This is a genomic window from Streptomyces sp. Q2, assembly GCF_056820935.1.
The window spans coordinates 225,548-251,859 of the sequence record NZ_JBXEJE010000005.1 but is presented as its reverse complement, the minus strand read 5'-3'; the positions used below and the strand labels follow the sequence as shown (position 1 = coordinate 251,859).

Annotated in this window: 14 protein-coding genes; 11 read left to right on the top strand and 3 right to left on the bottom strand. The window is 71.6% G+C overall.

Annotated features, from left to right (window positions below; translation table 11 throughout):
* Together ACWBNA_RS08150 and ACWBNA_RS08145 are read right to left on the bottom strand one after the other, a co-directional pair.
* Positions 1–676 (bottom strand): hypothetical protein (locus ACWBNA_RS08150; RefSeq protein ID WP_482703541.1); only part of this gene is annotated, 676 nt, incomplete at its 3' end.
* A 148-nt stretch (positions 677–824) separates the two neighbouring features.
* A complete protein-coding gene (locus tag ACWBNA_RS08145; RefSeq protein ID WP_482703540.1) occupies positions 825–1,829 on the bottom strand; it encodes a carboxymuconolactone decarboxylase family protein in 1,005 nt (334 codons plus the stop codon).
* A gap of 167 nt (positions 1,830–1,996) precedes the next feature.
* Between ACWBNA_RS08145 and ACWBNA_RS08140 the strand changes: the two genes are divergently transcribed.
* The 3 genes from ACWBNA_RS08140 to ACWBNA_RS08130 are packed head-to-tail and all read left to right on the top strand — an operon-like array spanning position 1,997 to position 4,643.
* Positions 1,997–3,100 carry a sensor histidine kinase gene (locus ACWBNA_RS08140; RefSeq protein ID WP_482703539.1) on the top strand — a complete coding sequence of 368 codons (1,104 nt, stop codon included), beginning with the start codon at positions 1,997–1,999 and terminating at the stop codon, positions 3,098–3,100.
* Positions 3,097–3,759, top strand: coding sequence for a response regulator (locus tag ACWBNA_RS08135; protein WP_482703538.1), 663 nt, complete (start codon positions 3,097–3,099; stop codon positions 3,757–3,759). Before ACWBNA_RS08140 ends, ACWBNA_RS08135 begins: the two co-directional genes overlap by 4 nt.
* Positions 3,760–3,812: 53 nt before the next feature.
* The gene (locus ACWBNA_RS08130) at positions 3,813–4,643 is read left to right on the top strand and encodes a class I SAM-dependent methyltransferase (RefSeq protein WP_482703537.1); all 831 of its coding nucleotides are present in this window, start codon (positions 3,813–3,815) and stop codon (positions 4,641–4,643) included.
* Positions 4,644–4,704: 61 nt separating this feature from the next.
* Here the strand turns inward: ACWBNA_RS08130 and ACWBNA_RS08125 are convergent, their stop codons facing one another.
* Positions 4,705–5,652 carry a methionyl-tRNA formyltransferase gene (locus tag ACWBNA_RS08125; RefSeq protein WP_482703536.1) on the bottom strand — a complete coding sequence of 316 codons (948 nt, stop codon included), beginning with the start codon at positions 5,650–5,652 and terminating at the stop codon, positions 4,705–4,707.
* A gap of 250 nt (positions 5,653–5,902) precedes the next feature.
* Between ACWBNA_RS08125 and ACWBNA_RS08120 the strand changes: the two genes are divergently transcribed.
* From ACWBNA_RS08120 to ACWBNA_RS08085, 8 genes are all read left to right on the top strand, one after another.
* Entirely contained in the window at positions 5,903–7,258 is a 1,356-nt protein-coding gene (locus tag ACWBNA_RS08120; protein ID WP_482703535.1) for a lysine N(6)-hydroxylase/L-ornithine N(5)-oxygenase family protein, read from the top strand.
* 109 nt (positions 7,259–7,367) lie between these two features.
* Positions 7,368–8,426 carry a FecCD family ABC transporter permease gene (locus ACWBNA_RS08115; RefSeq protein WP_482703534.1) on the top strand — a complete coding sequence of 353 codons (1,059 nt, stop codon included), beginning with the start codon at positions 7,368–7,370 and terminating at the stop codon, positions 8,424–8,426.
* Positions 8,423–9,526, top strand: coding sequence for a FecCD family ABC transporter permease (locus ACWBNA_RS08110; protein ID WP_482703533.1), 1,104 nt, complete (start codon positions 8,423–8,425; stop codon positions 9,524–9,526). Before ACWBNA_RS08115 ends, ACWBNA_RS08110 begins: the two co-directional genes overlap by 4 nt.
* Positions 9,527–9,567: 41 nt before the next feature.
* Positions 9,568–10,407, top strand: coding sequence for an ABC transporter ATP-binding protein (locus ACWBNA_RS08105; protein WP_482703532.1), 840 nt, complete (start codon positions 9,568–9,570; stop codon positions 10,405–10,407).
* A gap of 111 nt (positions 10,408–10,518) precedes the next feature.
* Positions 10,519–11,574, top strand: coding sequence for an iron-siderophore ABC transporter substrate-binding protein (locus tag ACWBNA_RS08100; RefSeq protein WP_482703531.1), 1,056 nt, complete (start codon positions 10,519–10,521; stop codon positions 11,572–11,574).
* 2 nt (positions 11,575–11,576) lie between these two features.
* Complete coding sequence (locus ACWBNA_RS08095) at positions 11,577–13,364, top strand: ABC transporter ATP-binding protein (protein WP_482703530.1); 1,788 nt, start codon at positions 11,577–11,579, stop codon at positions 13,362–13,364.
* Positions 13,365–13,432: 68 nt separating this feature from the next.
* On the top strand, positions 13,433–24,436 hold the full coding sequence (locus ACWBNA_RS08090) for a non-ribosomal peptide synthetase (protein ID WP_482703529.1): 11,004 nt from the start codon (positions 13,433–13,435) through the stop codon (positions 24,434–24,436).
* Positions 24,437–24,440: 4 nt separating this feature from the next.
* Positions 24,441–26,144 (top strand): ABC transporter ATP-binding protein, encoded by a 1,704-nt coding sequence (locus ACWBNA_RS08085; protein ID WP_482703528.1) that lies wholly within the window; start codon positions 24,441–24,443, stop codon positions 26,142–26,144.
* Positions 26,145–26,312: the final 168 nt, after the last annotated feature.

Here is a 26,312-nt window from a genome sequence, read left to right as displayed (position 1 = left end):
GCCCCCCCCCCCCCCCCCCCCCCCCCCCCGCGACCGCTTCCTTGGCGGCCTTGATGGCGCCCTTGTTGATCTCGTCCGTGCTCGGCGCCTTCTTCGTCTCGAAGTCGCTGCCGTTGTACGTGATGGTCACCAGCGCGTTCGACGCGCGTACCACGACCACGCCCTCGCGGGTCTGCTGCTTGTCCTCGGTGGTGAGGTTCACGACGGAGTACGCCGAGTCGCCGAGACCGGGTACGTCCCCGCCGCCGCTCTTCTCCGTGACGGTGTTCTTGTAGGACCTCTGCGCGGCCTCGTCCGTGTCCGTGATCTCGAAGGAGACGTCGAGCCAGCGGTAGTCGTACCCCTTCAACGCGTTCCACGAGCAGGTGCGGCGCAGCTTGGTGTCCGTGGACGGGATCTCCTTGCCGGCCGACTTGGCGCCCGGCACGAGCGACGTGATCGTCTTGGCGGCGAGGCTGTCGCACGGCGCGGGCGCGGCGGCGTACGTCTTCGACGCGGCAGCCGTCGCCGGAGCGGAGGCGGACTGCGTGCCGGTCTTCTGCTCCTCCTTGTGCTCGGCGGCCGGTGTCGCCGCGAACGGACCGGACGTCAGCGCCCAGCCCGCCGCTGCGAGTACGACGACGGGCGACAGGCGTGCGGTGAGGGCGAGCGGCAAAGGAAGAGAACTGGAACGCACGGCGCACTTTTCGTGGGGGACGGTGCGGAAGGAGTCCGCACTGCGGACGGGGCGCCAGTTTCACACGACTGCCTGTGGGACGGAAGTGCCAACTCGCTCCGTACCTGTGCGGTCACAATGCCTCGCCGCCATTGGGCTGTGTGCCCTGTTATGTCCTCGCGGTGGGACGGTTGAACGCCGTCTCGATCCGGTCCACGGCCGCGAACGCCCCGTAGGAGACGAGGTGCACCAGACAGTGGTCGGTGTGCTCCGGCCGGCGCCAGGCCGCCACGTCCTCGTCCGTGATGCGGTACGGGGCGAGGGCGGCCAGCAGCGCCAGGCGCGCGCCGGGACGCTCCCGCCGGTCCGGGAACCCGCTCAGATCGAGCGGCGGATGTGCTCCGTCCCAGTCCCACAGGGTTTCCTCCACGAGGGCCTGGTCGTCGGAGTCGAGGAGGCCGGCGCCCGCCATGGCCGCCCTGATCAGCGCCGCGTACGCGAGGCCGACGGGCGTGCCGTCCGCCCACCTGGGGGCTTCGCCGGGGTCGGGGAGGTCGAGGAGCGCGAGGGCCTCGCCGGGTACGGCGGGGCGGCGTACGGTCCGGGAGAGCGTGCGGCCCGCGAGGCTGCGTACCACCCGGAACCGCTGGGCGTTGCCCGGCAGCAGGTTCTCGGTCAGCAGGGCGGACACGATCCGGTTGATGAAGTGGAAGGCGAGCGAGGTGCCGAGGTAGCCGGGGGCGTGCTCGCGCGGGAAGGGGTACGGCTCGGGGCCGAGGCCGCCCGGTACGCGGGTGCGCTTGCCCCACTCCAGCACGCGCGCGTGCTGCTCGTTCTCCGGCCGCTCCCCTCGGGCCAGGCGTTCGGCGAGCGCGTGGTCCCCGGTGGCGTGCAGCAGCATGGTGTGCGCGTCCACGCAGAACGGGCACCTGTTGGCGAGCGACACCCCGAGCGCCGCCAGTTCCTTGCCGGTACGGCTGCCGGGGCCCGCGATCAGCGACTCGCGCATCAGCGCCCAGACGGGCGCGAGGATCTCGGGCGCCGAGGACAGGACCACGAAGGTGACGGGCTCGTCGATGCCGAAGTCGCGGGAGAGCTGGGCGTAGACCTCGGCGACGCGGCCGGTGGCCGCCTTGGGCGGCAGGGGCTCGGTGTAGCGGAAAGGTGTGGGCATGGGCAGCAGCGTGCGCCACGGGGGCGGGCGCGGTCGTCGTACGGCCGAAGGCAGTCGGCGCTGCGCCGAGGGGCCGGGGCGACGCCGCTTTCTACTGCGCCGGGAGTAGTCGGGGAGTTGTCCACAGGGCTGACGCCGGTGTCCGCGCCGGGGGCTACTGTGCGCTCATGAGCGGGCACTTGGTCACACGCAGGGTTCTCGCCGACGCGGCTCTCGCGGTCGTGGTCGGTGCTCTCGTCGTGACCACGGCCGCCTTCGACGGGGACACGACGGCCGTCGACCACGCGCTGATCGTGCTCGGTTCGGCCGCCCTGGCGTTCTACCGGCCGGCCCCGCTGGCGGTCCTGGCCGCGGCCACCGCGACCGGCTCGGCGTACGTCCTGCACGCCCATCCCGGTCTGCTCGCCGCCCTCCCCGTCCTCGCCGCCGTGCACACCGCGGCCCGCGTGGGGCACCGGGGCTGGGCCGCCGCGGCGAGCGGGGTGTACCTGGCGGCGTACGTGGCGACGGGCCCGACGACGGGGGAGGTCGTGGAGAAGGCCGCGCTGCTCACGGGCTGGTTCCTGTGCGCGGTCGTGACGGGCCTGGCCGACCGCAACTGGCAGGCGTATCTGCGCCAGACCGAACAGCGCGCCCTGGAGGCCGAGCGCACCCGCGAGGAGGCCGCGCTGCGCCGGGCCGGCGAGGAACGCCTGCGGATCGCCCGGGAGTTGCACGACTCCCTCACCCACAGCATCTCCATCGTCAAACTCCAGGCCGGAGTCGCCGTCCACCTGGCCCGCAAGCGCGGCGAGGAGGTGCCGTCCGCCCTGCTCGCCATTCAGGAGGCGGGCGGCGAGGCCATGCGCGAACTGCGGGCCACCCTGGAGATCCTGCGCACCGACGAACCGAGCGGTACACCCGCGGTGCTCGTGGAGCGTGCACGGGCGGCGGGCCTCACCGTCGAGCTGACGGTGACCGGCGAGGAGCGCCCCCTGCCGGCGACCCTCGACCGGGCGATGTACCGCATCGTCCAGGAGGCCCTGACGAACGCGGCACGGCACGCGGGCCCGGCGAAGGTGCGGGTGCGACTCGAGTACGGCGAACAGGAGCTGGTGATACGGGTGGACGACGACGGAACGGCCGACCCCGACCGCCCCCCGGTCCCCGGCATCGGCCTCACCGGCATGCGCGAACGCGTCACGGCCCTCGGCGGCGCGCTGCACACCGGCCCGCGCGCGGAGGGCGGCTTCGCGGTGCGGGCGGAGCTGCCGTTGGAGGTCGCCGGATGATCCGGGTGGCCCTCGTCGACGACCAGGCGCTGATGCGTGCCGGTTTCCGTGCGCTGCTGGACGCCGAGGACGGTATCGAGGTGGTGGGGGAGGCGGCCGACGGGAAGCAGGGGCTGGCCCTGGTCCGTGCCGAGGTCCCCGACATCGCGCTGGTCGACGTACAGATGCCGGTGATGACGGGCATCGAGGCGACCCGTCACATCGCCGCCGACCCGTCCCTGGCCGCCGTCCGCGTCGTCATCCTCACGAACTACGGCTTCGACGAGTACGTCTTCGAGGCGCTGCGGGCGGGTGCGAGCGGCTTCCTGCTGAAGGACACCGAACCGGCCGACCTCCTCCAGGCCATCGAGGTGGTGGCCCGCGGCGAGGCCCTGTTGTCCCCGTCGGTCACCCGCACCCTCATCGGCGAGTTCGTCTCCCGCCCTCCCGACCGGTCCACGGCCCCCGGCCTGGAGTGTCTGACGCGCCGCGAACGCGAGGTCACCGCCCTGGCCGCCCGCGGCCTCACCAACGAGGAGATCGCCGCGCACATGGTCATCAGCCCGTTCACGGCGAAGACCCATGTGAGCCGGGCGATGACGAAACTGGGGGCGCGGGACCGGGCACAACTGGTCGTGTTCGCCTACGAGTCGGGGCTGGTGACGGCCCGCGCCGACTGACCGGCGCGACAAATCCGTTGCACGCCGTGGGCGGTGCTCAGCAGTCTGAGGCGATGACCGACACGACACACGAGCAACAGCCCGCCTTACGTGAGGAGATCCTCGACTACTACGCCCGGGGCAAGGAGGACGCCCGCCTCAGAGACGGCGGGGCGCCCGCCGGGCGGCTGGAGTTCTGGCGTACGCAGGACGTGCTGCGGCGCTTGATGCCGGCGGCGCCCGCGCGGATCCTCGACGTCGGCGGCGGCAGCGGGATCCACGCGGAGTGGCTCGCCCGGGACGGGTACGAGGTCGACCTCGTGGACCCGGTTCCGCTCCACGTGGAGCAGGCCGCACGGCTGCCCGGCGTCACCGCCCGCCCCGGAGACGCCCGTGCCCTGCCCGCCGCCGACGCCGGGTACGACGTGGTCCTGCTCCTCGGGCCGCTGTACCACCTGCCCGAACGGCCCGACCGGCTGCGGGCGTTGGCCGAGGCGCGCCGGGTGGTCCGGCCGGGCGGGCTGGTGGTCGCGGCCACCATCAACCGGTTCGCCGGTCTGCACGACGTGCTGCGCGAGGAGCGGTACTTCACCCCGCTGCACCGCGAACGCACCGACGCCGTCACGGTGGACGGCCGCCATCACCACGCCGAGAACGGCCTGTTCACCGTCGCCTACTTCGCCCACCCCGAGGAGACGCCGGCCGAGTTCACCGAGGCCGGGCTCACCGTCGGGCGCCAGTACGGCGTCGAGGGCGTCGCCTGGCTCATGGGTGGTGTCGAGGACTGGCTGGACGACCCGGAACGCCGCGAGGCCGTCCTGGCGGCGACCCGGCGCATCGAGTCCGAGCCGACGCTGCTCGGAGCCAGCGGGCATCTGCTCACGGCAGGGCGGCGGCCGGGTTAGCCGCCTGCGATCCGTCGAGGCCGGGCCTCGGGCCCGGGTTTCGGTGCCGTGGGCCGGCCCGTCAGGGGCGGCTGGTCAGGTAGCCGCCCATGGAGGTGAAGTACTCCGTGGCGGGCATCTCCCGGCCGTCCTCGGTGCGCACGCGCGTGATGGCCAGGCCCGGGTTGCGGCCCGTGCGGGCATCGGCCCCGGCGACGATCACCACGCCGTCGCCCTCGCGGTAGAAGATCCGGCCGGGCGTGCCGCCGTAGCGCCCCTGGGACACCACGGCGGCGAGGACCTCGAGCCGCCTGCCCTTGTGGAAGGTGAAGGCGCTGGGGTACGGCTCGGACTGGGCACGGACGAGGCGTTCCAGGTCCGTCGCGGGCCAGTTCCAGTCGATGCGGATGTCCTCGGTGGAGCGCTTGTGGAAGAAGCTGGCCTGGGACCGGTCCTGCTTGGTGAACTCGGTCTGCCCGGCGGCGATGAGGTCGAGTGCGCCGATGGTGACCGGGGCGATGAGGTCGACGGTCTTGTGGAAGAGGTCGGTGGCCGTGTCCGTCGGTCCGACCGGCACCGCCTCCTGCCGGACGATGTCGCCGGCGTCGAGTTCGTCGTTCATCATGTGCGCGGTGACGCCCACTTCGGACTCGCCGTTGATCAGGGCCCAGATCAGCGGGGAGAAGCCTGCGTACTTCGGCAGCAGCGAGTCGTGCACGTTGAGCGTGCCGTGGCGCGGGAGGTCGAAGATGCGCGGGGGGATCCACGTCCGCCAGTTGTTCGCCACGATGATGTCCGGGTCGGCGTCCTTGAGGCGCTCGAACAGCTCGTCGTCGTCGGGGCGGTTGCGGATCAGCACCGGGACGCCGTGCTCTTCGGCGAGGTCGGCGACGGAGTCGCTCCAGATCTTCTCGTACGCGTGCTCGCTCTTGGGATGCGTCACGACCAGGACCACGTCGTGTTCGGAGTCCAGGAGGGCTTGCAGGGTGCGGTGCCCCCACGTCTGGTAACCGAGCATGGCGACCCGCATGGGGGTTCCTCCTCAGAGCAGGGGATTGACCGAAAGCAGTAAAGCAAGGCTTACCTTAGTGCGCAATGCCCCTACCTGGCAGCGTAGTTGACGGGGCGAAGCCGTGGCTGGCTGCCCGATTCGCCCTATCGACACCCTCACGGGTTTAGCTTAGGCTCACCTAAGTTCCTGGCAAGTCGCTCCGTCGGCGTGCCACTTTTCGTGCTTTCCCCACGCCCGGCAGGCGACTGCCCCGCACGATGGGAGTGACATGTCGCAGGTTCATCCTGGTGACGCACCACCGGTCCACGAACTCATCGGCATCGGCTTCGGACCGTCCAATGTGGCCATGGCGATCGCGCTGAGCGAGTACAACGCACGCGTCGGCGGGCAGGAGGCGATCAGCGCTCAGTTCTTCGAGCAGCAGCCGCGCTTCGGCTGGCACCGAGGCATGCTGATCGACGACGCGACCATGCAGGTGTCCTTCCTCAAAGACCTGGTGACGCTCCGAAACCCGGCCAGCGAGTTCAGCTTCCTCTGCTACCTGCAGAGCAAGGGACGGCTGATCGACTTCATCAACCACAAGAACCTCTTCCCGCTGCGGGTGGAGTTCCACGACTACTTGGAGTGGGCCGCCGCCAAGGTCGACGACATGGTCTCCTACGGCCACGAGGTCGTCGGCGTCGCGCCCGTCGTCCGTGACGGAGCCGTGCAGTACCTGGACGTGACGGTCCGGTCGGGGGAGGGGCTCGCGGTGCACCGGGCCCGCAACCTCGTCATCGGCACCGGTCTGCGTCCCCTCATGCCGGAGGGTGTGGAGCGCGGCGACCGCGTCTGGCACAACTCCGAACTGCTGGCGAAGATCGACGGGTTGGAGGGCACCTCGCCTTCCCGGTTCGTCGTCGTGGGTGCCGGGCAGAGCGCCGCCGAGAACGTCGCCTACCTGCACCGCCGGTTCCCCGAGGCCGAGGTCTGCGCGGTCTTCTCCCGCTACGGCTACAGCCCGGCGGACGACAGCAGCTTCGCCAACCGGATCTTCGACCCCGAGGCGGTCGACGAGTACTTCGCCGCGCCCGAGGACGTCAAACGCCGGCTGATGGACTACCACGGCAACACCAACTACTCCGTGGTGGACATCGACCTGATCGACGACCTGTACGGGCAGATGTACCGGGAGAAGGTCCTCGGCACCGAGCGGCTGCGCTTCCTCAACGTGTCCCGGCTCACCGACGTCAAGGAGACGTCCGACAAGGTCCGTGCCACCGTGACGTCCCTGGTCACCGGCGAGGAGACCGCCCTGGACGCGGACGTCGTGGTCTTCGCCACCGGCTACAGCCCCGCCGACCCCATCGGCCTCCTCGGCGAGGTCGCGGACCGCTGCCTGCGCGACGACGAGGGCCGCGTCCGCGTCGAGCGCGACTACCGCATCGCGACCGAACCCGACCTGCGCTGCGGTATCTACCTACAGGGCGGCACGGAGCACACACACGGCATCACGTCACCCCTGCTGTCCAACACCGCCATCAGGGTCGGCGAGATCCTGGACTCGGTGCTCGGCCAGGGCCTCGAGTCCGCTTCCGGCCAGGCCCGGCCGGTCGCCGACGGAATCGGCAGCACCGCCCGCTAGCCCGCCACCCGGTCCCGCCCCCACAGCCGCGCCCCGCCTGGTGACACCGCACCCGGCAGGCGCGGCACTGTGCAACCCCCGTGAAATCAAAGGGATAACGTACATCGACATGGGCACGACTGCAGTGGAGCGCCCCGCGCCCAGGGGTACAACGAAGGCCCGTCGGCGGCGGGTTGTGGGTTTGGGCATGCTGGCGGTGATCCTCGTGACCGCGGGGGCGCTGTCGTTGGCCGTCGGGGCGCGCGCGTTGAGTCCCGCCGAGGTGTGGCACGGGTTGTTCGCGGCGCCGGACCCCGACCAGCGGCTGACCGAGATCAGGCTCATCGTGCGGACCGTCCGGGTGCCCCGGACGGTTCTCGCGATCGTGGCGGGCGTCGCCCTGGGGATCGGCGGGGCGCTGATCCAGGGGTACACGCGCAACCCGATCGCCGACACGGGCCTGCTGGGGGTGAACACCGGTGCCTCGTTCGCCGTGGTGACGGTGATCGCCGTGTTCGGGTTCTCCAACCCGTTCCAGTACGTCTGGTTCGCCTTCCTGGGGGCGGCGGTCGCCGGTGTCGTCGTCTTCGGGCTGGCCAGCATCGGCCGGGGGGCCGGCAACCCGTTGACGCTCGCGCTGGCCGGGCAGGGGATCACGGTGTTCCTCATGGCGATGACCACGGCGGTCGCGCTGTCCGACCAGGCGTCGCTGAACGCGCTGCGGTTCTGGAACGCGGGCTCGGTGGCCGGGGTCGGATTCGACGTCATCTGGCCGGTCACCGCGTTCATCGTGGTCGGGCTGGTGCTGGCGCTGACCACGCTGCCCACCATCAACCTGCTCAACCTGGGCGAGGACGTGGCGCGGGGGCTGGGAGCGAACATCGCGCTGAGCCGGACCGTCGGGATCGTCGCCATCACCCTGCTGGCGGGCGCGGCGACGGCGGCGTGCGGCCCCATCGCGTTCCTGGGGCTCATGGTCGCCCACGTGGCCCGGTATCTGACCGGGCCGGACTACCGCTGGCTGGTGCCGTACGCGGGTCTGCTCGGAGCCATCGTCCTGCTGGTCTGCGACATCGTGGGGCGCCTGGTGGTGCGGCCGGGCGAGCTGGACGCCGGTGTCGTCGTGGCGCTCCTGGGCGCCCCCTTCTTCGCGGTGCTGGTCTGGCGCGGAAAGTTCAGGAACGCATGAGCGGAACAGAGTTGAAGCCGGACGGGACCGAGTTCAATCCGGACGGGACGGACGTGAAGCCCTCGGTGGCGCCGGGCGTGCGGCTCGGCCCGGTGTCGTTCGTGTGGCGACCCTGGATCGTGTCCGTCACGCTGCTGCTGGCGGCGGCGACCTTCCTGGTGTTCTGCGTGTCCATCGGCGTCGGGGACTTCCCCATCGGCCTGCCCCAGGTGATCGCCACGATCTTCGGCGGGGGTGAGCGGGTCGACGAGTTCGTGATCATGGACTTGCGGATGCCGCGTGCCCTGGCCGGGCTCGTCGTCGGGATCGCGCTGGGGGTGTCCGGGGCGATCACGCAGTCCATCGCGCGCAATCCCCTGGCCAGCCCCGACATCCTCGGGATCACCGGGGGCGCGAGCGCGGTCTCGGTGTTCCTGGTGACGGTGTCGGGCGGAGCCTCCGCGGCGATCGTCAACGCCGTGGGCCTGTCCTCGGCGGCACTCGCGGGCGGGCTCGGCACGGGGTTGCTGGTGTACTTCCTGGCGTGGCGGCGCGGCGTCGACGGCTTCCGGCTCATCCTCATCGGCATCTCGGTGAGCGCCGTGATGGAGGCGATCACGACCTGGCTGCTGGTCACGGCCGACATCAGGGACGTGGCCCGGGCCCAGGCGTGGCTGGTCGGCTCGCTGGACAACCGGTCGTGGGACGAGGTGTGGGTGGCGCTGTGGTGCTCGCTCGTCCTCCTGACCGTCGTGTCGTGTGCCGCGTTCCAGTTCAAGCCGATGCACTTCGGTGACGAGGTCGCCGCGGGCCTGGGCGTCCGGTACGCGATGGTGCGGGCCGTCCTGCTGTTGTGCGCCGTCCTGCTGGCCGCGGTGGCGGTGAGCGCGGCGGGCCCGGTCCCGTTCGTCGCGCTGGTGGCGCCGCAGGTGGCGATGCGTCTGGCGCGGTGCCCGACGCCACCCATGGTCGCCTCCGGCCTGGTGGGAGCGTTGCTGCTGATCGGCTCCGACCTGGTCGCGCGCACGGCGCTGCCGATCAGTCTCCCGGTCGGCGTGGTCACCGCCGCGATCGGCGGCCCCTTCCTCGTCTATCTGCTGGTGCGGGCGAACCTCAGATAGCTGGTACAAAAGTTAGGCAGACCTAAATACAGGGGGATCCCGTGGCCGCTCAGTACATCACCGAGATCGAGTCCGGGGTCCGTGACGCCTCGCGGTTGGCAGCCAGGGGCGTCACGGTCGGGTACGGCGGCCGGATGGTCATCGACGGTCTCGACGTGGCGATCCCGGCGGGCGTGATCACCACGATCATCGGGCCCAACGGCTGCGGGAAGTCGACCCTTTTGCGGACCCTGTCCCGGCTCCTCAAGCCGACCAGGGGGACGGTCGTGCTGGACGGCGACGACATCGTCAAGCTCAAAACCAGGGACGTGGCGAAGAAGCTCGGCCTGCTGCCGCAGGCACCGGTCGCGCCGGAGGGGCTGACGGTGTCCGACCTGGTCGCCAGGGGCCGCCATCCGCACCAGAGCTGGCTGCGGCAGTGGTCGTCCGACGACGCCGCCGTCGTGGGGCGGGCGCTGGCCATGACCGGGGTGTCCGACCTGGCCGACCGTCCGGTCGACTCGCTGTCCGGCGGACAGCGTCAGCGCGTCTGGATCTCGATGACCCTGGCGCAGGGAACCGACCTGCTGCTCCTCGACGAGCCGACCACCTACCTGGACCTGGCGCACGCGATCGACGTGCTCGACCTGGTGGACGACCTGCACGAGTCGGGGTGCACCGTGGTCATGGTCCTGCACGACCTCAATCTGGCCACGCGCTACAGCGACAACCTCGTGGTGATGAGGGAGGGTGCCGTCCTGGCGCAGGGACACCCGCGTGACGTGATCACCGCCGAGTTGCTGCACGAGGCGTTCGGGCTGCGCGCCAAGGTGATCGACGATCCGGTGGGCGACCGGCCGCTCATCGTGCCGATCGGCCGCACACACGTCCAACAGGGCTGATTCCTCGTAAAGTTGCGCAGGTAAGGCTAGGCTAACCTCACCTGCGCGCGATAAGGTTTGCCTGCCCTTAGACGGGGGCGCAGTGGACAGCGCGAAAGCAAGGGATTTCGAATGCTCCTCCATCGAACGACGCTCAGGAGATCCCGGCGGCGGCTGGCGGCCATCGTGTCCGCCGCGACCCTCGGCGTCGGCCTCCTCGCGGGATGCGGTTCCGACTCGTCCGACTCGAACAAGGCGGGCGACAGCACCACGACCGCCGCCGCCGGCGCATTCCCGGTCACGGTGGAGCACGCGTTCGGAACCACGGAGGTCACCAAGGCCCCCGAGCGGGTCGTCTCCGTCGGCTACACGGACGACCAGACCATCCTGGCCTTCGGTATCAAGCCGGTCGGCATGGTCGACCAGTACCCGAACCCGGCGGGCAAGTCCCCCGACATCAACACCCAGTGGCCCTGGGTGAAGGACAAGTGGGGCGACACCAAGCCCGAGGTCATCATGGCCAACGGTGACTCCGGCCCCAACTACGAGAAGATCGCCGCCCTGCGGCCCGACCTGATCATCGCGGTCTACTCCGAGATCGACCAGGCCGCCTACGACAAGCTCTCCCGGATCGCCCCGACGGTGGGCCGCACCAAGGCCGAGAAGGAGCCGTTCAGCGCGCCCTGGCAGGACAACGCGCTGCACATCGCCAAGGCGCTCGGCAAGGCCGAGGAGGGCGAGAAGATGGTGGACGACATCCAGGGCCAACTCGACGCGGCCAAGAAGGCGCACCCCGGGTTCGCGGACCAGAAGGCCGTCGCGCTGTCCTGGTACGAGGACTCCGTGGCGCCGTTCACCTCCACCGACGTGCGCGGACGCCTGGTGACGGGCATCGGCTTCACGTACCAGACCGAGATCGACAAGGTCGCGGACGGCAGCTTCTACACCAAGCTCTCGCCCGAGCGCATCGACCTGGTCGACGTCGACCACATCTTCGTCATCAACGACAAGGCGGACACCGAAGCGCTGAAGAAGTTCAAGCTCTTCACCAACCTGGACGCCGTGAAGAAGGGCAACGTGTCGTACCTGCTGGACAGTGAGGGCCCGGCGGTCGGCGCGGCCATCTCCCAGGGCACCCTGCTGTCCATGCCGTACGCGATCGACGAGCTCGTCAAGTCGGCCGAGTAGGTGTGAGCGCCACCGACACGCGCCTCGCGCCGGCGGCCCTGCGCACGGCGACCGGACGCGAGGCCGGCCGATGGGTCGCGGCGCACTGCCGCGAAGTGCCCTGGCTGACGGTCGCCACCGTGCTCACCACGGTGGCCGGGGCCGCGCTCCAGGTGCTCCCGGTGCTCCTGCTCGGCCGGGTGGTCGACGCGGTCGTCGAGGGCGAGTCCCGCTCGGTCCTGGTCACGGTCGGGGTGTGGATGGTGGCGGCCGCGCTGCTCGGCGCGGCGGCCACCGCGGTGTCGACCTACCTGATCGGGCGGCTGGGCGCGGACCTGCTGGCGCGGCTGCGGGAAGGCGCCGTCCGGGCGGTGCTCGGCATGCCGAGCGCACGGATCGAACAGGTCGGCCGGGGAGACGTGCTGTCCCGGGTCGGTGACGACGTGGCCGTGCTGTCCAAGGGCATCCGCACGGCCGTCCCCACGGTGTTCTCCGCCGGGGTCCTGGTCGCCATCGCCACGGCCGGCATGTTCGGCCTCGACTGGCGGCTCGGCCTGGCCGGCGCCGGCGCGCTGCCCGCGTACGCGCTGGCGCTGCGCTGGTACCTGCCCCGGTCCGCCCCGCTCTACCGGAAGCAGCGGGTGGCCCAGGCCGACCGCGCGCAGGCGCTGATGAGCGGTCTGAACGGGATCGACACGGTCCGGGCGTACCGCCTCGAGGGCGCCTTCCGCGAGAAGGTCACCGGTGAGTCGTGGCGCGTGCGCGAACTCGGCATCGAGGTGTTCCGGTTCTTCGGCCGGTTCGTCGGCAGGGAGAACCGCGCCGAGTTCATCGGACTGGTCCTGATCATCGTGGTGGGGTACGCCCTGTTGGAGGCCGACGCCGCCAGCCTGGGCGAGGTGTCGGCGGCCCCGCTGATGTTCCACCGGCTGTTCACCCCGCTGGGCTCCATCATGTTCACCTTCGACGAGGCGCAGAAGTCGGGAGCGTCCCTGACCCGGCTGGTCGGGGTACTGGGGGAGTCCGCGCAGGACCGGCTGGTGGGCGACCCGTCGGTCGCCTCGGCGGACGCCGCGCAGTACCCGGTGACCGTGGAGGGGCTGACGTTCACCTATCCCGGCGGCGAGGAGCCGGTCCTGAGGGAGGTCGACCTGACGATCCCGGCCGGCGGCTCGCTCGCACTGGTGGGGGCGACGGGGGCCGGCAAGACGACTCTGGCCGCGCTGATCGCGGGCATCGGAACACCGCAGGCCGGGTCGGTGCGCGTCGGGTCGACCGACCTCGCCGGTCTGGACGAGGCCGGCGCGCGGGCCCTGGTCAGCATCCTGACGCAGGAGACGCACGTGTTCTCCGGTTCGCTCGCCGACGATCTGCGGCTGGCCGCGCCGGAAGCCACCGACGCCGAGCTGATGGACGCGTTGCGCACGGTCGGCGCCGACGACTGGGTCGACGCGCTGCCCGACGGGCTGAACTCCCTGGTCGGCGAGGGTGGTGAGCGGCTGGATGTCACCAAGGTCGCCCAGATCGCCCTGGCCCGGCTGGTGCTGGGCCGCTCGCCGGTGGTCGTACTCGACGAGTCGACCGCGGAGGCGGGCAGCGAGGGCGCCGCCGCACTGGAGCGGGCCGTCCTGGCCGCGTGCGCGGGCCGGACCACGTTGTTCGTGGCGCACCGGCTGACCCAGGCGATGGCGGCGGACCGGATCGCCGTGCTGGACGCGGGCCGCGTCGTGGAGCAAGGAACGCACGAGGAGTTGGTGGCGCTGGGCGGCCGCTATGCGCGGCTGTGGCGGGCCTGGCGAGAAGGTAGTTAGTCACCCCGAGCAGATCCCTGAGCAGGTTGGGCCAACTTTCATGCCTTGGAAGGGGCGTTGAGTCTTCGATGGTGGAACCGAGCGCTCGTCTCGTACTGCTTTCTCCCACGCGCCTGGCCGACGTGCGCCGGCGGACCGGCGACTTCTGCGACCGGACCATCGCCGAGGCATGCGCCATCGGGCTGTCGTACTGGGCGACCGGCCGAAGCCCCGAGGGCATCGACCTCACCCCCGGCACCCTCTTCGCCGACGTCCTCGGATGGGTCGACAACGGCGGCGAGGGACCCGGCGGTTGGGAGGCCGGAGAGGCCGGCGGGAGCGGCTGGAGCATCGCCGTTCCGGAAGGCGTCCTGCCGGCCGACGCCCAGCTCGCGCTGGACGACCTGGCCGACTTCCCGGACCGGCCCATCGGCACCATCAACCCGTCAGGACCGGCGGCCAGGCTCCAGGCCCTGACCCACTGGAACGACACCCGGGCCGACCGGGTCCGTCCGACCATCGTGGAGATGTTCCGCGAGCAGGCGCGGACCAGGCCGGACGCCGTCGCCGTCGTCGACGAGCACCGGACCCTGACCTACCATCAGGTCGCTGAGCTGTCGAGCCAGTTGGCCCACCATCTGATCGAACGCGGACTCACCGCCGAACAGGTCGTCGGCATCTCCCTGGGCCGCTCGGCCGACATGGTGATCGGGCTGCTCGGCGTGCTCCAGGCGGGGTGCGCGTTCGTGCCGCTCGATCCGCAGTGGCCCGCCGGACGCCGGGCCGTCGTCGTCGAGGACGCCCGGGTCGTGCTGCAGCTCAACGACTCCGGCGAGCACGCACCGGGTGAACCGGAGGCCGTGGCCGTCGACCTCGGCGACTGGCGGTTCGGTTCCCACCCCGCCGAGGGGACCGGGGTCACCGTCCCCGGCGACGCCCTGGCGTACGTGATCTTCACCTCCGGTTCGACCGGGCGGCCCAAGGGCGCGATGATCCGGCACGAAGCGATCAGTGAGCGCCTGCTGTGGCAGGTCGACGAGATCCTGGGCTTCGGCCACGACGACGCGTCGCTGTTCAAGGCGCCGTTGTCGTTCGACATCTCCATCAACGAGATCTTCCTGCCGCTGGTGTCCGGCGGCAGGCTGGTGGTCCTGCGGCCCGGCGGCGAACGCGACCCGCACCACCTGCTGAGCGTGATCGCCGAACATCGCGTCACCTTCACCTACCTGGTGTCGTCCATGCTGGACGTGCTGCTGGAGATCGCGGGCGACTCCGGGCAGTTGGACAGCCTGCGGCACGTGTGGTGCGGCGGCGAGGTGCTGACCCCGGAGCTGTACGAGCGGTTCCGCACCCGGCTCGACATCCCCATGTACCACGGCTATGGCCCGGCCGAGACGACGATCGGCGTCTCGCACGTCATCTACCGGGGCGCGGCGGAACGCCTGTCGACGTCCATCGGCAAGGCCAACCCCAACACCCAGCTGTACGTGCTGGACGACGAGTTGCGCCCGGTCCCGGTCGGGGTCGGCGGCGAGCTGTACGTGGGCGGCTTCCTCCTGGGACGCGGGTATGTCAACGCGCCCGGCCTGACCGCCTCCCGGTTCGTGGCGAACCCCTTCGCCGACGACGGGTCGCGGCTGTACCGGACCGGTGACCTCGCACGGTTCGCCCCGGACGGGTCGCTGGACTTCCTCGGCCGGGCCGACAACCAGATCAAGATCCGCGGCATGCGGCTGGAGATCGAGGACGTCGAGGTCGCTCTCGCGGAGCATCCGGAGGTGCGGCACACCTGCGTCGTCGCGAAGAAGAACGCGGCCGGCGGCACCTACCTGGTGGGCTACGTGATCCCGGCCGCCGGGAGCGAGGAGCTGCGGGCGGACGAGGTCAAGGCGTGGGCAGCCGCGCACATGGTGGAGTACATGGTGCCCGCCCACATCGTCGTCATGAAGGAGTTCCCGCTCACCGCGAACGGCAAGCTCGACCGCAACGCGCTGCCGGAGCCCGCGGTCGGGGCGGGCTCCCTCGTACCGCCCAGCACCGAGAACGAGCGCGCGGTGTGCGCGGCGGTCGCGTCCGTACTGCGGCTGGAAGAGGTCGGAGTCGACCAGGACTTCTTCCAGCTCGGCGGAGACAGCATCCTGGCGATCTCGCTGCTGAGCGCGCTGCGCGAGGCGGGTCTGTACGTCACGGCACGGCAGATCTTCGCCCACGGCACGGCGGGGGCGCTGGCGGCGGTGGCGAGCCGTGAGGACGTCTCCACCGTGGACCACGGCGACGTCCCCACCGGCTCCGTCGTGGGATCGCCCATCGTGCAGTGGCTCGGCGAGACCACGGACGCGATCGACGGCTTCGTACAGTCGGTGGTGCTGAACACCCCGGCCGGCCTGACCGCCGACGGCCTCGGCCGGATCCTCGCCGCGGTGGTCGCACGGCACGACATGCTGCGCGCCAGGCTGGTGCGCGGCGAGCGGTGGAGCTTCGACATCCCGGAGGCGGAGCGGACCGGCGCGGGTCAGGCCGTCGCGGGGTGGCAGGAGAGCGACCGGCCGCTCGACGAGTGCGTCGCACTCGCCACCGCCCAACTGGACCCGGCGGGCGGCGTGATGCTGCGTGCCGTCTGGCGCCGCGAGGCACGGCAGCTGGTCCTGGTCGCCCACCACGTGGTGATCGACGGCGTGTCCTGGCGGGTCCTGATGGAGGACCTGGCCACGGCGTGGCGCCAGTTCGCCTCGGGCGCGCCGATCGAACTGCCCCCGGTGGGCACCTCGTTCCGGCGCTGGACGCAGCTGCTGGAGCGCGCGGCCTTCGACGCGGACAGCTCCTCCTACTGGCGTCCCCTGCCGGGACCGGACGGGCCGGTCGGCCGGCGCGCGCTGTCCGACGCCGACACCGTCGCGCGGGAACGGGTGCGGACCGTCTCGGTCGGACCCGAGGCCACGGCCGCGCTGCTGGGCGAGATCCCCGCGAGGTTCCACGCGGGCGTCAACGACGTGCTGCTGACCGCGCTCGCCGTCGCCCTCGCCCGCTGGCGCCGCGATCTCGGGCAGGACCAGACGTTCGCGCACATCGAGCTCGAGGGCCACGGCCGTGAAGGACAGTTCGTGGCGGGCACCGCCGGCTTCGAGCCGGAGCTGTCGCGGACCGTCGGCTGGTTCACCACCCTGTTCCCGGTGACCGTGGACCCCCGCGCGGCGGCCGACCTCACCGCACCCGAGTACCTGTCCGCCGCGCTCAAGGCGGTCAAGGAAGACCTCGCCCGGGTGCCGGACAACGGCGTCTCCTACGGCGCCCTGCGGTACCTGACGCACACCGAGTTCGACGCGCCCGCACCGCAGGTGCTGTTCAACTACCTGGGCCGCTTCGACGCGGGCGCGCCCGGCGACTGGCAACTGACGGCTACTACAGGCCAGTTGGGGGAGAAGCGCGACCCGAGGATGCGCCTGCCGCGCGCCCTGGAGTTCAACGCGATCGCCGAACCCGCCCCGAACGGCGGCGAGTACGAGCTGGTCACCACCATCTCCTGGCCCCAGGGGATGTTCACCGACGAGGACATCACCACCCTCGGCGCGTACTTCCGGGAGGCTCTGTCCGGGCTGGCCGCGCTCGACCAGGGCGGCCACTCTCCCAGCGACTTCGGCCTGGTGCCGTTGACGCAGGCCGATGTCGACACCCTGGACGGACCGGCGCTGCGGGACATCCTGCCGTTGACCCCGCTGCAGGAGGGCCTCTACTTCCACTCGGTCTTCGACGACGACTCGGCGGGCGCCTACGTCGAGCAGCAACTGCTCAGCCTGGACGGCGAGGTGGACGCCGACCGGCTCGCGGCGTCGGCCACCCGGCTGCTCACCCTGTACCCGAACCTGGCCGCGCGGTTCGTGGCCCTCGCCGACGGCCGTGTGGTCTCCGTACTGGAGAGCGGCGTGCAGGCGCCCTTCACCACGCTGGACCGCCCCGGCGTCACCGACGCCGAGATCCGTGACCTGGCCGAACGGGACCGCCGCGCCGGGTTCGACCTGGCCACCGGCCCCCTGATGCGGTACACGCTCATCCGCGCCGGCTCCGGTAGGAACGTCCTGGTGCAGACGGTGCACCACATCATCGCCGACGGCTGGTCGGTGCCGCCGATGCTGCGCGCGCTGCTGGCCGAGTACCACGCCCCGGGCACCCGGTACCCGCTCGGCGGCTTCCCCGACTACGTGCACTGGCTCGCCGGGCACGACGAGGACGAGAGCGACCGCGTGTGGCGCGAGCAGCTCGCCGAGCTGCCCGGGCCGTCGCTGATCGCCGAGGGACACACCCCGTCCGACCGGTTCGCCGACACCGCCCTGGAGCCGGAGGACGACATCGACACGGCCGTCCGGTCGGCCGGGGTGCCGCTGAGCGTGGCCGTGCACAGCGCATGGGCGGTGACGCTGGGCGGCCTCCTGCACGGCACGGACGTGGTGTTCGGCTCCACGGTGTCCGGGCGCGACGCCGATGTGCCCGGCATCGAGAACATGGTGGGCCTGTTCATCAACACGATCCCCGTACGCGCCCGTTGGACCGGCACGACCACCTCCAGCGACCTGCTCGCCTCCGTGCGGGAACACCAGAGCCAGGTGCTGCCGCACCAGCACGTCTCGCTGGCGAGGATCGGCCGCCAGGCCGGCGCCGGCTCGCTGTTCGACACCCTGGTGGTGTTCGACGTGGCGACCGACGTGGACGCGCTGCGAGGGCCCGACGACACCCTGGTCATCACCGGCATCGTGAACGAGGGCGCCCCGCACTACCCGTTGACGCTGGTGGTGGAGCGCACGCCCGACGGCCGTCCGCGCTTCAACCTGATCTACGACGGTGAGCTGCTGCGGGAGGCGAGCGCCCGGGCGATCCTGCGGACGTTCACCTCGGTCCTTACCGGCCTGATCACCCGGCCGGACGCGCGGATCGACGACCTGCCACCCCGTCAGGGAGCACCGACGCCCGAGAACACCCGGATCCCCGCGCGGACCACACCGACGACCCTGGGCGCCCTGTTCGACGCCGCCGCGCGCCGTGACCCGGCAGCCACCGCCGTCACCCAGTGCGGTCTCGACGGCGGCACCCGGTCACTGACGTACGGCGAACTGGCCGACGCGAAGAACCAGTTGGCCTCCGTCCTGCGCGAGGCCGGTGTCGGGCCGGGCAGGCGGGTCGCCGTCGCCGTCCCGCGCTCCGTCGAGCAGGTCGTCGCCCTGGTCGCGATCGTCACCGCGGGCGGCGCGTACGTACCGCTGGACCTGGCGTACCCGGACGAACGGCTGGAGTACATCCTCGCCGACGCCGCTCCGCAGGTCGTCCTCGTGGAGCGTGAGCAGCGGGACCGCTTCACACGACTGCTGGCCCGGGCGGGCGTGCCGGCCCGCGTACTCGTGCGGGGGGACGAGCCGGCGCCGGCCACCGCGGAGCCCGGGCCCGAGGCAGGCCCGTACGACCCCGCCTACGTGATCTACACCTCCGGATCGACCGGCCGGCCCAAGGGGGTCGTCGTCCCGCACTCCAGCGTGGTGACCCTGCTCGCGAACACCCGGCCCGACATGGACTTCGGTCCGCACGACGTGTGGGTCCAGTTCCACTCCTTCTCCTTCGACTTCGCGGTCTGGGAGCTGTGGGGCGCGCTGGCGCACGGCGGTGAACTGCTCGTGCCGGAGTACGGGCTGACCCGTTCCCCGGTCGACTTCCACCGGCTGGTCCGCGAGCGCGCCGTTACCGTGCTCAACCAGACGCCGTCGGCGTTCTACCAGTTCATCGAGGCCGACCGGCATGCCGGCGAACCGGTCACCACACTGCGCCGGATCATCTTCGGCGGCGAGGCGCTGGATCTCGGGCGGCTGCGCGGCTGGGTCGGGCGGCACGGCACCGCCTCGCCGGAGCTGGTGAACATGTACGGCATCACCGAGACCACCGTCCACGTCACACACCGGGTGCTGACCGACGAGGACTTCGACCGCGGCGACGGCGTCAGCCCGATCGGCGGTCCGATTCCCGGCCTGCGCACCTACCTGCTCGACGACCGGCTCCGGCCGGTGCCGCCGGGCCGGGTGGGCGCCATCTACGTCGCCGGCGACCAGGTGTCCCTCGGCTACCTGGGCAGGCCGGGGCTCACCGCGGGCCGGTTCGTGGCGAACCCGTTCGCCGGTGACGGCTCCCGCATGTACCACACGGGCGACCTCGCCCGCCGTACGCTCGACGGCGAGCTGGAGTTCGCCGGACGCGCCGACGACCAGGTCCAACTCAAGGGATTCCGCATCGAGTTGGGCGAGGTCGAGTCCGCGGTCAGGGAACTCGACGGCGTGGTCGACGTGGCCGTGACCGTGGCGGACAGCGGCGATCACCTGGTCGCGCACGTGGTGGGGCGGGTGCCGGGTGACGTCGTCGAGCGGCTGTCCACGAAGCTGCCCGTGCACATGGTGCCGGGCCGGGTGCTGACGGTCGACGCGCTGCCGTTGACGGTCAACGGCAAGCTGGACCGGAAGGCTCTGGCCGAGCGAGCGGCCGCGCCCCTCAGGGGCGCGGGGAACGGCGCGACCAGCCCCCACCGGCCCGCGGATCCGTCACCGGACTCCGCACTCGCTGCCCTGGTCGACATCTTCGCCGACACACTGCCCGGCACCTCCGTGGACGCCGACACCGACTTCTTCAAGGCCGGAGGCGACAGCATCGTCGCCATCACCGTGATCAACCGGGCCAGGGCGCTCGGCCTCCAGATCGCGCCCCGGGACGTGTTCCTGTTCAGGACACCGCGCGCGCTCGCCGAACAGGTGGGAACGCGAACGCGCACACCTCAGCGGGCCGGCGCGTCCGCGCCCGCCCGCCGCGAGGACGGCCCACTGCCACCTACGCCGATCATCCTGCGTCAGCGGGAACTGGGGGGATCGCTCGCCCGGTTCGCCCAGGCCAGGACGCTGGTGACGCCCGAGGGAACCGGGTTCGCCGACGCCCAGCGCGCCGCGAACGCCGTGGTGGCCGCGCACCCGGTCCTCCGGTTGCGGCTGCGCGTCGAGCAGGGGGTGTGGGCCCTGCGCACCGAACCCGCCCGCGAGGTCACCGTCGTACGACCCGACACGGCCGACGCGACGGCGGCGGCGAACGAGGCCGCCGGACGGCTCGACCCCGAGTCCGGGGAGGTCATCGCGTTCTCCTGGCTGGAGGCGAGCCGGACCCTGGTGGTCACCGTGCACCATCTCGCCGTCGACTCCGTGTCCTGGCTGGTCCTGCTGGACGACCTGGCCGCCGCCCTGCGCGGGGAGGCCCTGGCAGCGCCGACCACCTCCTACGCCGAGTACGCCGAAGCCCTGAACTCCCGCTCCACCCAGGCCATCGACGACCTCGGCCGCTGGGTCACCACGCTCCAGGCTCCCCCGCTGCTGTCCGAGGCGGGGCTGCCCGCGGCCGAGGCGCCGCGCGAGACCACGGTCGTGCTCGCGCCCGAAACGAGCGACCGCGTGACGCGCACCGCCCCGGCCGCGTTCGGCGTCGGTCTCACCGAGTTGCTGTGCGGCGCGCTGCGCACCGCGCTGACGCACATCCAGCCGTCGCCCACCGACCTCGCCGTCGAACTGGAGCGGCACGGCCGGGTGCCGGCGCTGGAACACCACGACTACACCCGTACGGTCGGCTGGTTCACCTCCATCGCCCCCGTACGGCTCACCGCGCACACCGACCCCGTCGCTGCCGCGCGGGAGGTCGCCGAACGCCAGCCGGACGAGCCCGGGCACGTCGCCTACGGCCAACTCCGGTACCTCAACCCGCAGACGGCCCCACTGCTCGACGCCCGCCCGCAGGTGCTGTTCAACTACCTCGGCCGGGGCGGCGAATCCCAGGCCCCGCGCATCACGTGCGGCGAGCAGGGCAGCCCGTACGCCGTCGAGGTCAACGCGTGGACCGACGTGGCCACCGGAAGCCTGCACGCGGCCTTCACGCTCGCCGAGGGCGTCCCCGACGAGATCACCGAGCACTGGCTGAGCGCACTGCGCCACATCGCGGACGCCTCCGCGACGGCCGAGCGCACGGCACCGGTCACCCCGCTCCAGCGGGGCCTGTACTTCCAGGCCCAGATGGCCGGCACGGCCGGACACTACGTCGCGCAGAGCTGGTTCACCTTCGACCGGCGCCTGGACACCGACGCGCTGGCCGACGCGATGGCGTACGTGATCGCCCGGCACCCGGTCGTGGGCGCCGGCTTCACCACCGACGACGACGGAAACCCGGTCCAGGTCCTCAGCGCCGGGCGGCAAGTCACCGTCCGCACGGTCGAGTTGGCGACGGAGGCGGAGGTCGAAGCCCTGCGCGCCAGGGACCGCGACACCGGCTTCGACCCGGGTGAGCCACCGCTGATCCGGCTGACCGTGGTGCGTCTGCCCGACGACCGCGACGGCCTGCTGCTGAGCTACCACCTGCTGCTGTGGGACGGCTGGTCCCGCGAGATCGTGCTGCGGGACCTGTTCGACGCCTATCGGGCCGTCGTCGCGGGCGAGCCCCTGGACGCGGCCCCGGCCACGCCGAGCTTCGAGGACTACGCCCGGGCGCTCGACGCCAAGGACCCCGCCGTATCGGAACGCTTCTGGGCGGAGCACCTGGCCGGCCTCCCCGGCCCGACGCTGCTCGCCGGTCCGGCGCCCTCCCTCTCCGACGACCTGCCGCGCGCGCTCGTGCGCACCCTGTCCGGCGAACAGTCGGAACTGCTGCGGGAAGCGGCCAGGGTGCACGGCGTCACGCTGAACTCGGTGCTGACCGGCGCGTTCGGCCTCCTGCTCGGCGCGCACACCGGACGTGGTGACGCCGTCTTCGGCGTGACCGTCTCCGGCCGGGAGGGCGAGGGCCTGGGCGATGTCGTCGGCGTGCTGCTCAACACCGTGCCCATGTGGACGCGAGCACGGCCGCACGACACCGTCCGGGAGTACCTGACGGCAGTACAGGCGGCCCGGGTGGAGGCGATGGAACACGAGCACCTGGGGCTCGGCGAGATCCAGCGGGCCAGTGGGCACGACACCCTGTTCGACAACCTGTTCGTGCTCCAGAACTTCCTGGACGTGGACGCGTTCGCCGAGATGAACGCCAGGCACGGCATCACCTCGGTGAAGGCCGACGACTCCACCCACTATCCGTTCACGTGGGTCGTCACCCCCGGCGACCGGCTCACGGTGAAGCTGGAGCACCGCGACGACGACACCGAGAACGCTCGTCGCCTCCTCGAGAACTACCTGCGGGTGCTCGAAGACCTGGCTCGCTCGACCGGACCGGTCGGCGCGCTGCGGGGACCGGGGCCGCGGCCCTCGCCGGGAGCACGCACGGACGTCGGCACCGACACCGTCGTCGACCGGTTCGACCAGGCGGCGGACCGCGACCCGCGGCGAGTGGCGCTCGTCGCCCACGGCTCGACCATGACCTTCGCGGAGCTGAGGGACCGCAGCCGCGCCGTGGCGGGTGCGCTCGCCGGGCGCGGCATCGGCCCCGAGACGACCGTGGGCCTGGCGATCCCACGCTCCCTCGACTCGATCGTGGCGCTGTTCGCCGTGCTGCGGGTCGGCGCCGCGTACGTACCGCTGGAGCTGGACCACCCGGACGAGCGGATCGCCGCGATCGTCGCGGACGCCCGCCCGGAGGTCGTCCTCACCGTGAGCGCCGTGTCGCCCCGGCTGACCGGCAATCCGGTGGACCTGATCGAGCTGGACCGTCCCCTGCCCGAGGCCGAGCCGTATCCGACGTTCGCGCCGGACGACCCGGACCGCCTGCGCCACCCCGCGTACACGATCTACACCTCCGGATCGACCGGGAAGCCCAAGGGCGTGGTGACCGAGTACGCCGGACTCACCAACATGCTGATCAACCATCAGCGCCGGATCTTCGAGCCGGTACTGGCGCGGCACGGCAACCGGGTCTTCCGGATCGCGCACACGGTGTCCTTCGCGTTCGACATGTCGTGGGAGGAGCTGCTGTGGCTCGCCGACGGCCATGAGGTGCACATCTGCGACGAGGAACTGCGACGTGACGCACCCCGGTTGGTCGAGTACTGCCTCGAACACGGCATCGACGTCATCAACGTCACCCCGACCTACGCCCAACAGCTCGTCGCCGAGGGACTGTTGGACAACCCGGCGCGGCGCCCGGCGCTGGTGCTGCTGGGCGGCGAGGCCGTCACCCCGACGCTGTGGCAGCGGCTCGCCGAGACCGAGGGCACGGTCGGCTACAACCTGTACGGGCCCACCGAGTACACCATCAACACCCTCGGCGTCGGCACCTTCGAATGCCAGGACCCGGTGGTGGGAGTGGCGATCGACAATACGGACGTGTACGTGCTGGATCCGTGGCTACGGCCCCTGCCGGACGGCGTGCCCGGGGAGCTGTACGTGTCGGGCATCGGCATCGCGCGCGGCTACCTCGGGCAGTCCGCCCAGACCGCGCACCGCTTCGTCGCCTGCCCGTTCGGCGAACCCGGCGAGCGCATGTACCGCACCGGAGACCTGGTGATCCGGCGGCCCGACGGGAACCTGATGTACCTGGGCCGCACCGACCAGCAGGTCAAGATCCGCGGACACCGGGTGGAACTCGGGGAGGTGGAGGCCTCGTTCGCGGCGCACCCGGCGGTGCGGTTCGTCGCCGCGGTCGCCCAGCCCGACCCGCAGGTCGACGGCGCGTACCGGCTGGCCGCCTACCTCGTCCTCGACGGCTCCGATCTCGCGGCGGTCGCCGCCGAAGTCGGCGCCGGGCTGCCGGACTTCCTGCGCCCGACGCACTACGCCCAGGTCGACAGCATCCCGCTCACGGTGAACGGGAAGGCTGACACCAAGGCGCTGCCGGAGGCCAAGCCGCTGGGCGCGCTGACCACGGCGGCCGAGCGCGGCCCGGAGACCGAAACCGAGACGGCGGTGTGCGAGTTCTTCGCCGAGGCACTGGACCTGGACGACGACGAGGTGAGCGCGGTGAGCGACTTCGTGTCCCTCGGAGGGCACTCCATGCTGGCGGTGCGGCTGATCGGGCTGCTCCGCCGGGAGTACGGACCTGTGATCACGATCCGCGATCTGTTCACCCTGCGAACCCCGGAAGCGATCAGCCGCCACCTCGATGACAACTCCTGACTCGATGACAACTCCTGACACGCAGCGGCCCCACGCGGGGTCCCACATCCTCCGGACCGCACTGCGCCGCAACGTCGGCGCCATGGTCTGGGGCACCGTCCTCATGGGCCTGTACCAGGCGGGGGAGACCGCCTTCCCCATCGCGCTCGGCCTGATCGTCGAACACACGATGAAGGGGGACCGGAACCTCGGCTCGCTCGGCCTGTCGATCGCCGCGCTGGCCGTGATCATCACGACCGTGTCGCTGTCGTGGCGGTTCGGGATGCGCGTCCTGCAGAAGGCCAACACCACCGAGGCGCACCGCTGGCGGGTGCGGGTCGCGTCCTGCGGACTCCAGCCGGTGGCCAGGGACGTCGACCTCAAGTCCGGTGAGGTGCTGACCATCGCCACCGAGGACGCCGACCAGACCGCCGACATCATCGAGGTGGTGCCGCTGCTGATCAGTTCGCTGGTCGCGGTCGTGATCGCGGCGCTCGCGCTGGGCCTGGCCGACGTCCGGCTCGGCCTGCTGGTGATCGTGGGAACCGTCGCGATCCTGTCGATCCTGAGCGTGATGTCCAAGCGGATCGGCGCCAGTACCCGCGAACAGCAGGCCCGGGTGGCACGGGCGGGCGCCAAGGTCGCCGACCTAATCATCGGCTTGCGCCCGCTGCACGGCTTCGGCGGCAACCACGCCGCGTTCCGGTCCTACCGGAACGTCAGCACGGAGGCCAAGCACCAGGCGATCACCGTCGCCCGGGTGAACGGCGTGTACGCGGGCACCGCGCTGGCCCTCAACGCGGTCCTCGCCGCCGCCGTGACCCTGACGGCGGGCTGGCTGGCGTTCGAGGGCCGGATCACCATCGGGGAACTCGTCATGGCCGTGGGTCTGGCGCAGTTCATCATGGAACCGCTCAAACTGTTCTCGGAGATGCCGAAGTACGTGATGATGGCGCGCGCGTCGGCCGAGCGGATGGCGCTGGTGCTGACCGCGCCGCCGGTGACGACCCCCGGGTCGCGGCGCCCGGCCCCGGGCAAAGGCCTGGAGATCGACTGCGTCCGCCACGGGTCCCTGCGCAGACTCAAGTTCCAGGTGGCCCCCGGCGAGTTCGTGGCGATCGCCGTCTACCAGCCGCGCGCGGCGGCCGACCTCGCGTCGGTCCTGGCCGTGAGCGTGCCGCCGGACGCGTACGAGGGAGTGGTGCGGGTCGGCGGGCAGGAGCTCGCGGACCTGTCGGTCGAGGCGGTCCGTGAGCACATGCTGGTGAACCCGTACGACGGGGAGATCTTCGCCGGCACGCTCCGCACGAACATCGACCCGTCGGGCACCAGCCGGATGATCCCCGAGGCCGTCGAGGCGTCCATGCTGACCGACGTCGTCGCCCTGCACCGCGAAGGCCTCGACCACCCCGTCCGCGACCGCGGCGCGAACCTCTCCGGGGGGCAGCGCCAACGGCTGTCCCTGGCCCGCGCCCTCGCCGCCGACTCCGACGTCCTCGTCCTGCACAACCCGACCACAGCCGTCGACGCGGTCACCGAACAGCTCATCGCGCGCAACGTCGCGAACCTGCGCCGAGGGCGCACCACCGTCGTGATCACCAGCAGTCCCGCCCTCCTGGACGCCGCCGACCGTGTCCTCGTCCTGGACGACGGTGTCATCACGGCCGAGGACACCCACCGCAACCTCCTGGCCACGGACGCGGCCTACTGCCTGGCGGTGGCCCGGTGACCCGCCGCAGCGGACGGTCGTCGAGGGCAACGGGGCCTCGGTGACCGTTTCTTGGACGCTTTTCGGCCATGCCCGGAGCGTACGGAACGCCGCCGTCCTGGACGTTCCGCCGCCCGGATCGGCGACCATTTTTCGCGGCCCGTGGCGCGGGCGAGCCGCGCCGGCGGT

Excerpts from the sequence above, each read along its gene's own strand:
- ACWBNA_RS08145 (WP_482703540.1), bottom strand. The coding sequence starts at position 1,829 with ATGCCCACACCTTTCCGCTACACCGAGCCCCTGCCGCCCAAGGCGGCC.
- ACWBNA_RS08140 (WP_482703539.1), top strand. The coding sequence starts at position 1,997 with ATGAGCGGGCACTTGGTCACACGCAGGGTTCTCGCCGACGCGGCTCTC.
- ACWBNA_RS08135 (WP_482703538.1), top strand. The coding sequence starts at position 3,097 with ATGATCCGGGTGGCCCTCGTCGACGACCAGGCGCTGATGCGTGCCGGT.
- ACWBNA_RS08130 (WP_482703537.1), top strand. The coding sequence starts at position 3,813 with ATGACCGACACGACACACGAGCAACAGCCCGCCTTACGTGAGGAGATC.
- ACWBNA_RS08125 (WP_482703536.1), bottom strand. The coding sequence starts at position 5,652 with ATGCGGGTCGCCATGCTCGGTTACCAGACGTGGGGGCACCGCACCCTG.
- ACWBNA_RS08120 (WP_482703535.1), top strand. The coding sequence starts at position 5,903 with ATGTCGCAGGTTCATCCTGGTGACGCACCACCGGTCCACGAACTCATC.
- ACWBNA_RS08115 (WP_482703534.1), top strand. The coding sequence starts at position 7,368 with ATGGGCACGACTGCAGTGGAGCGCCCCGCGCCCAGGGGTACAACGAAG.
- ACWBNA_RS08110 (WP_482703533.1), top strand. The coding sequence starts at position 8,423 with ATGAGCGGAACAGAGTTGAAGCCGGACGGGACCGAGTTCAATCCGGAC.
- ACWBNA_RS08100 (WP_482703531.1), top strand. The coding sequence starts at position 10,519 with ATGCTCCTCCATCGAACGACGCTCAGGAGATCCCGGCGGCGGCTGGCG.
- ACWBNA_RS08090 (WP_482703529.1), top strand. The coding sequence starts at position 13,433 with ATGGTGGAACCGAGCGCTCGTCTCGTACTGCTTTCTCCCACGCGCCTG.
- ACWBNA_RS08085 (WP_482703528.1), top strand. The coding sequence starts at position 24,441 with ATGACAACTCCTGACACGCAGCGGCCCCACGCGGGGTCCCACATCCTC.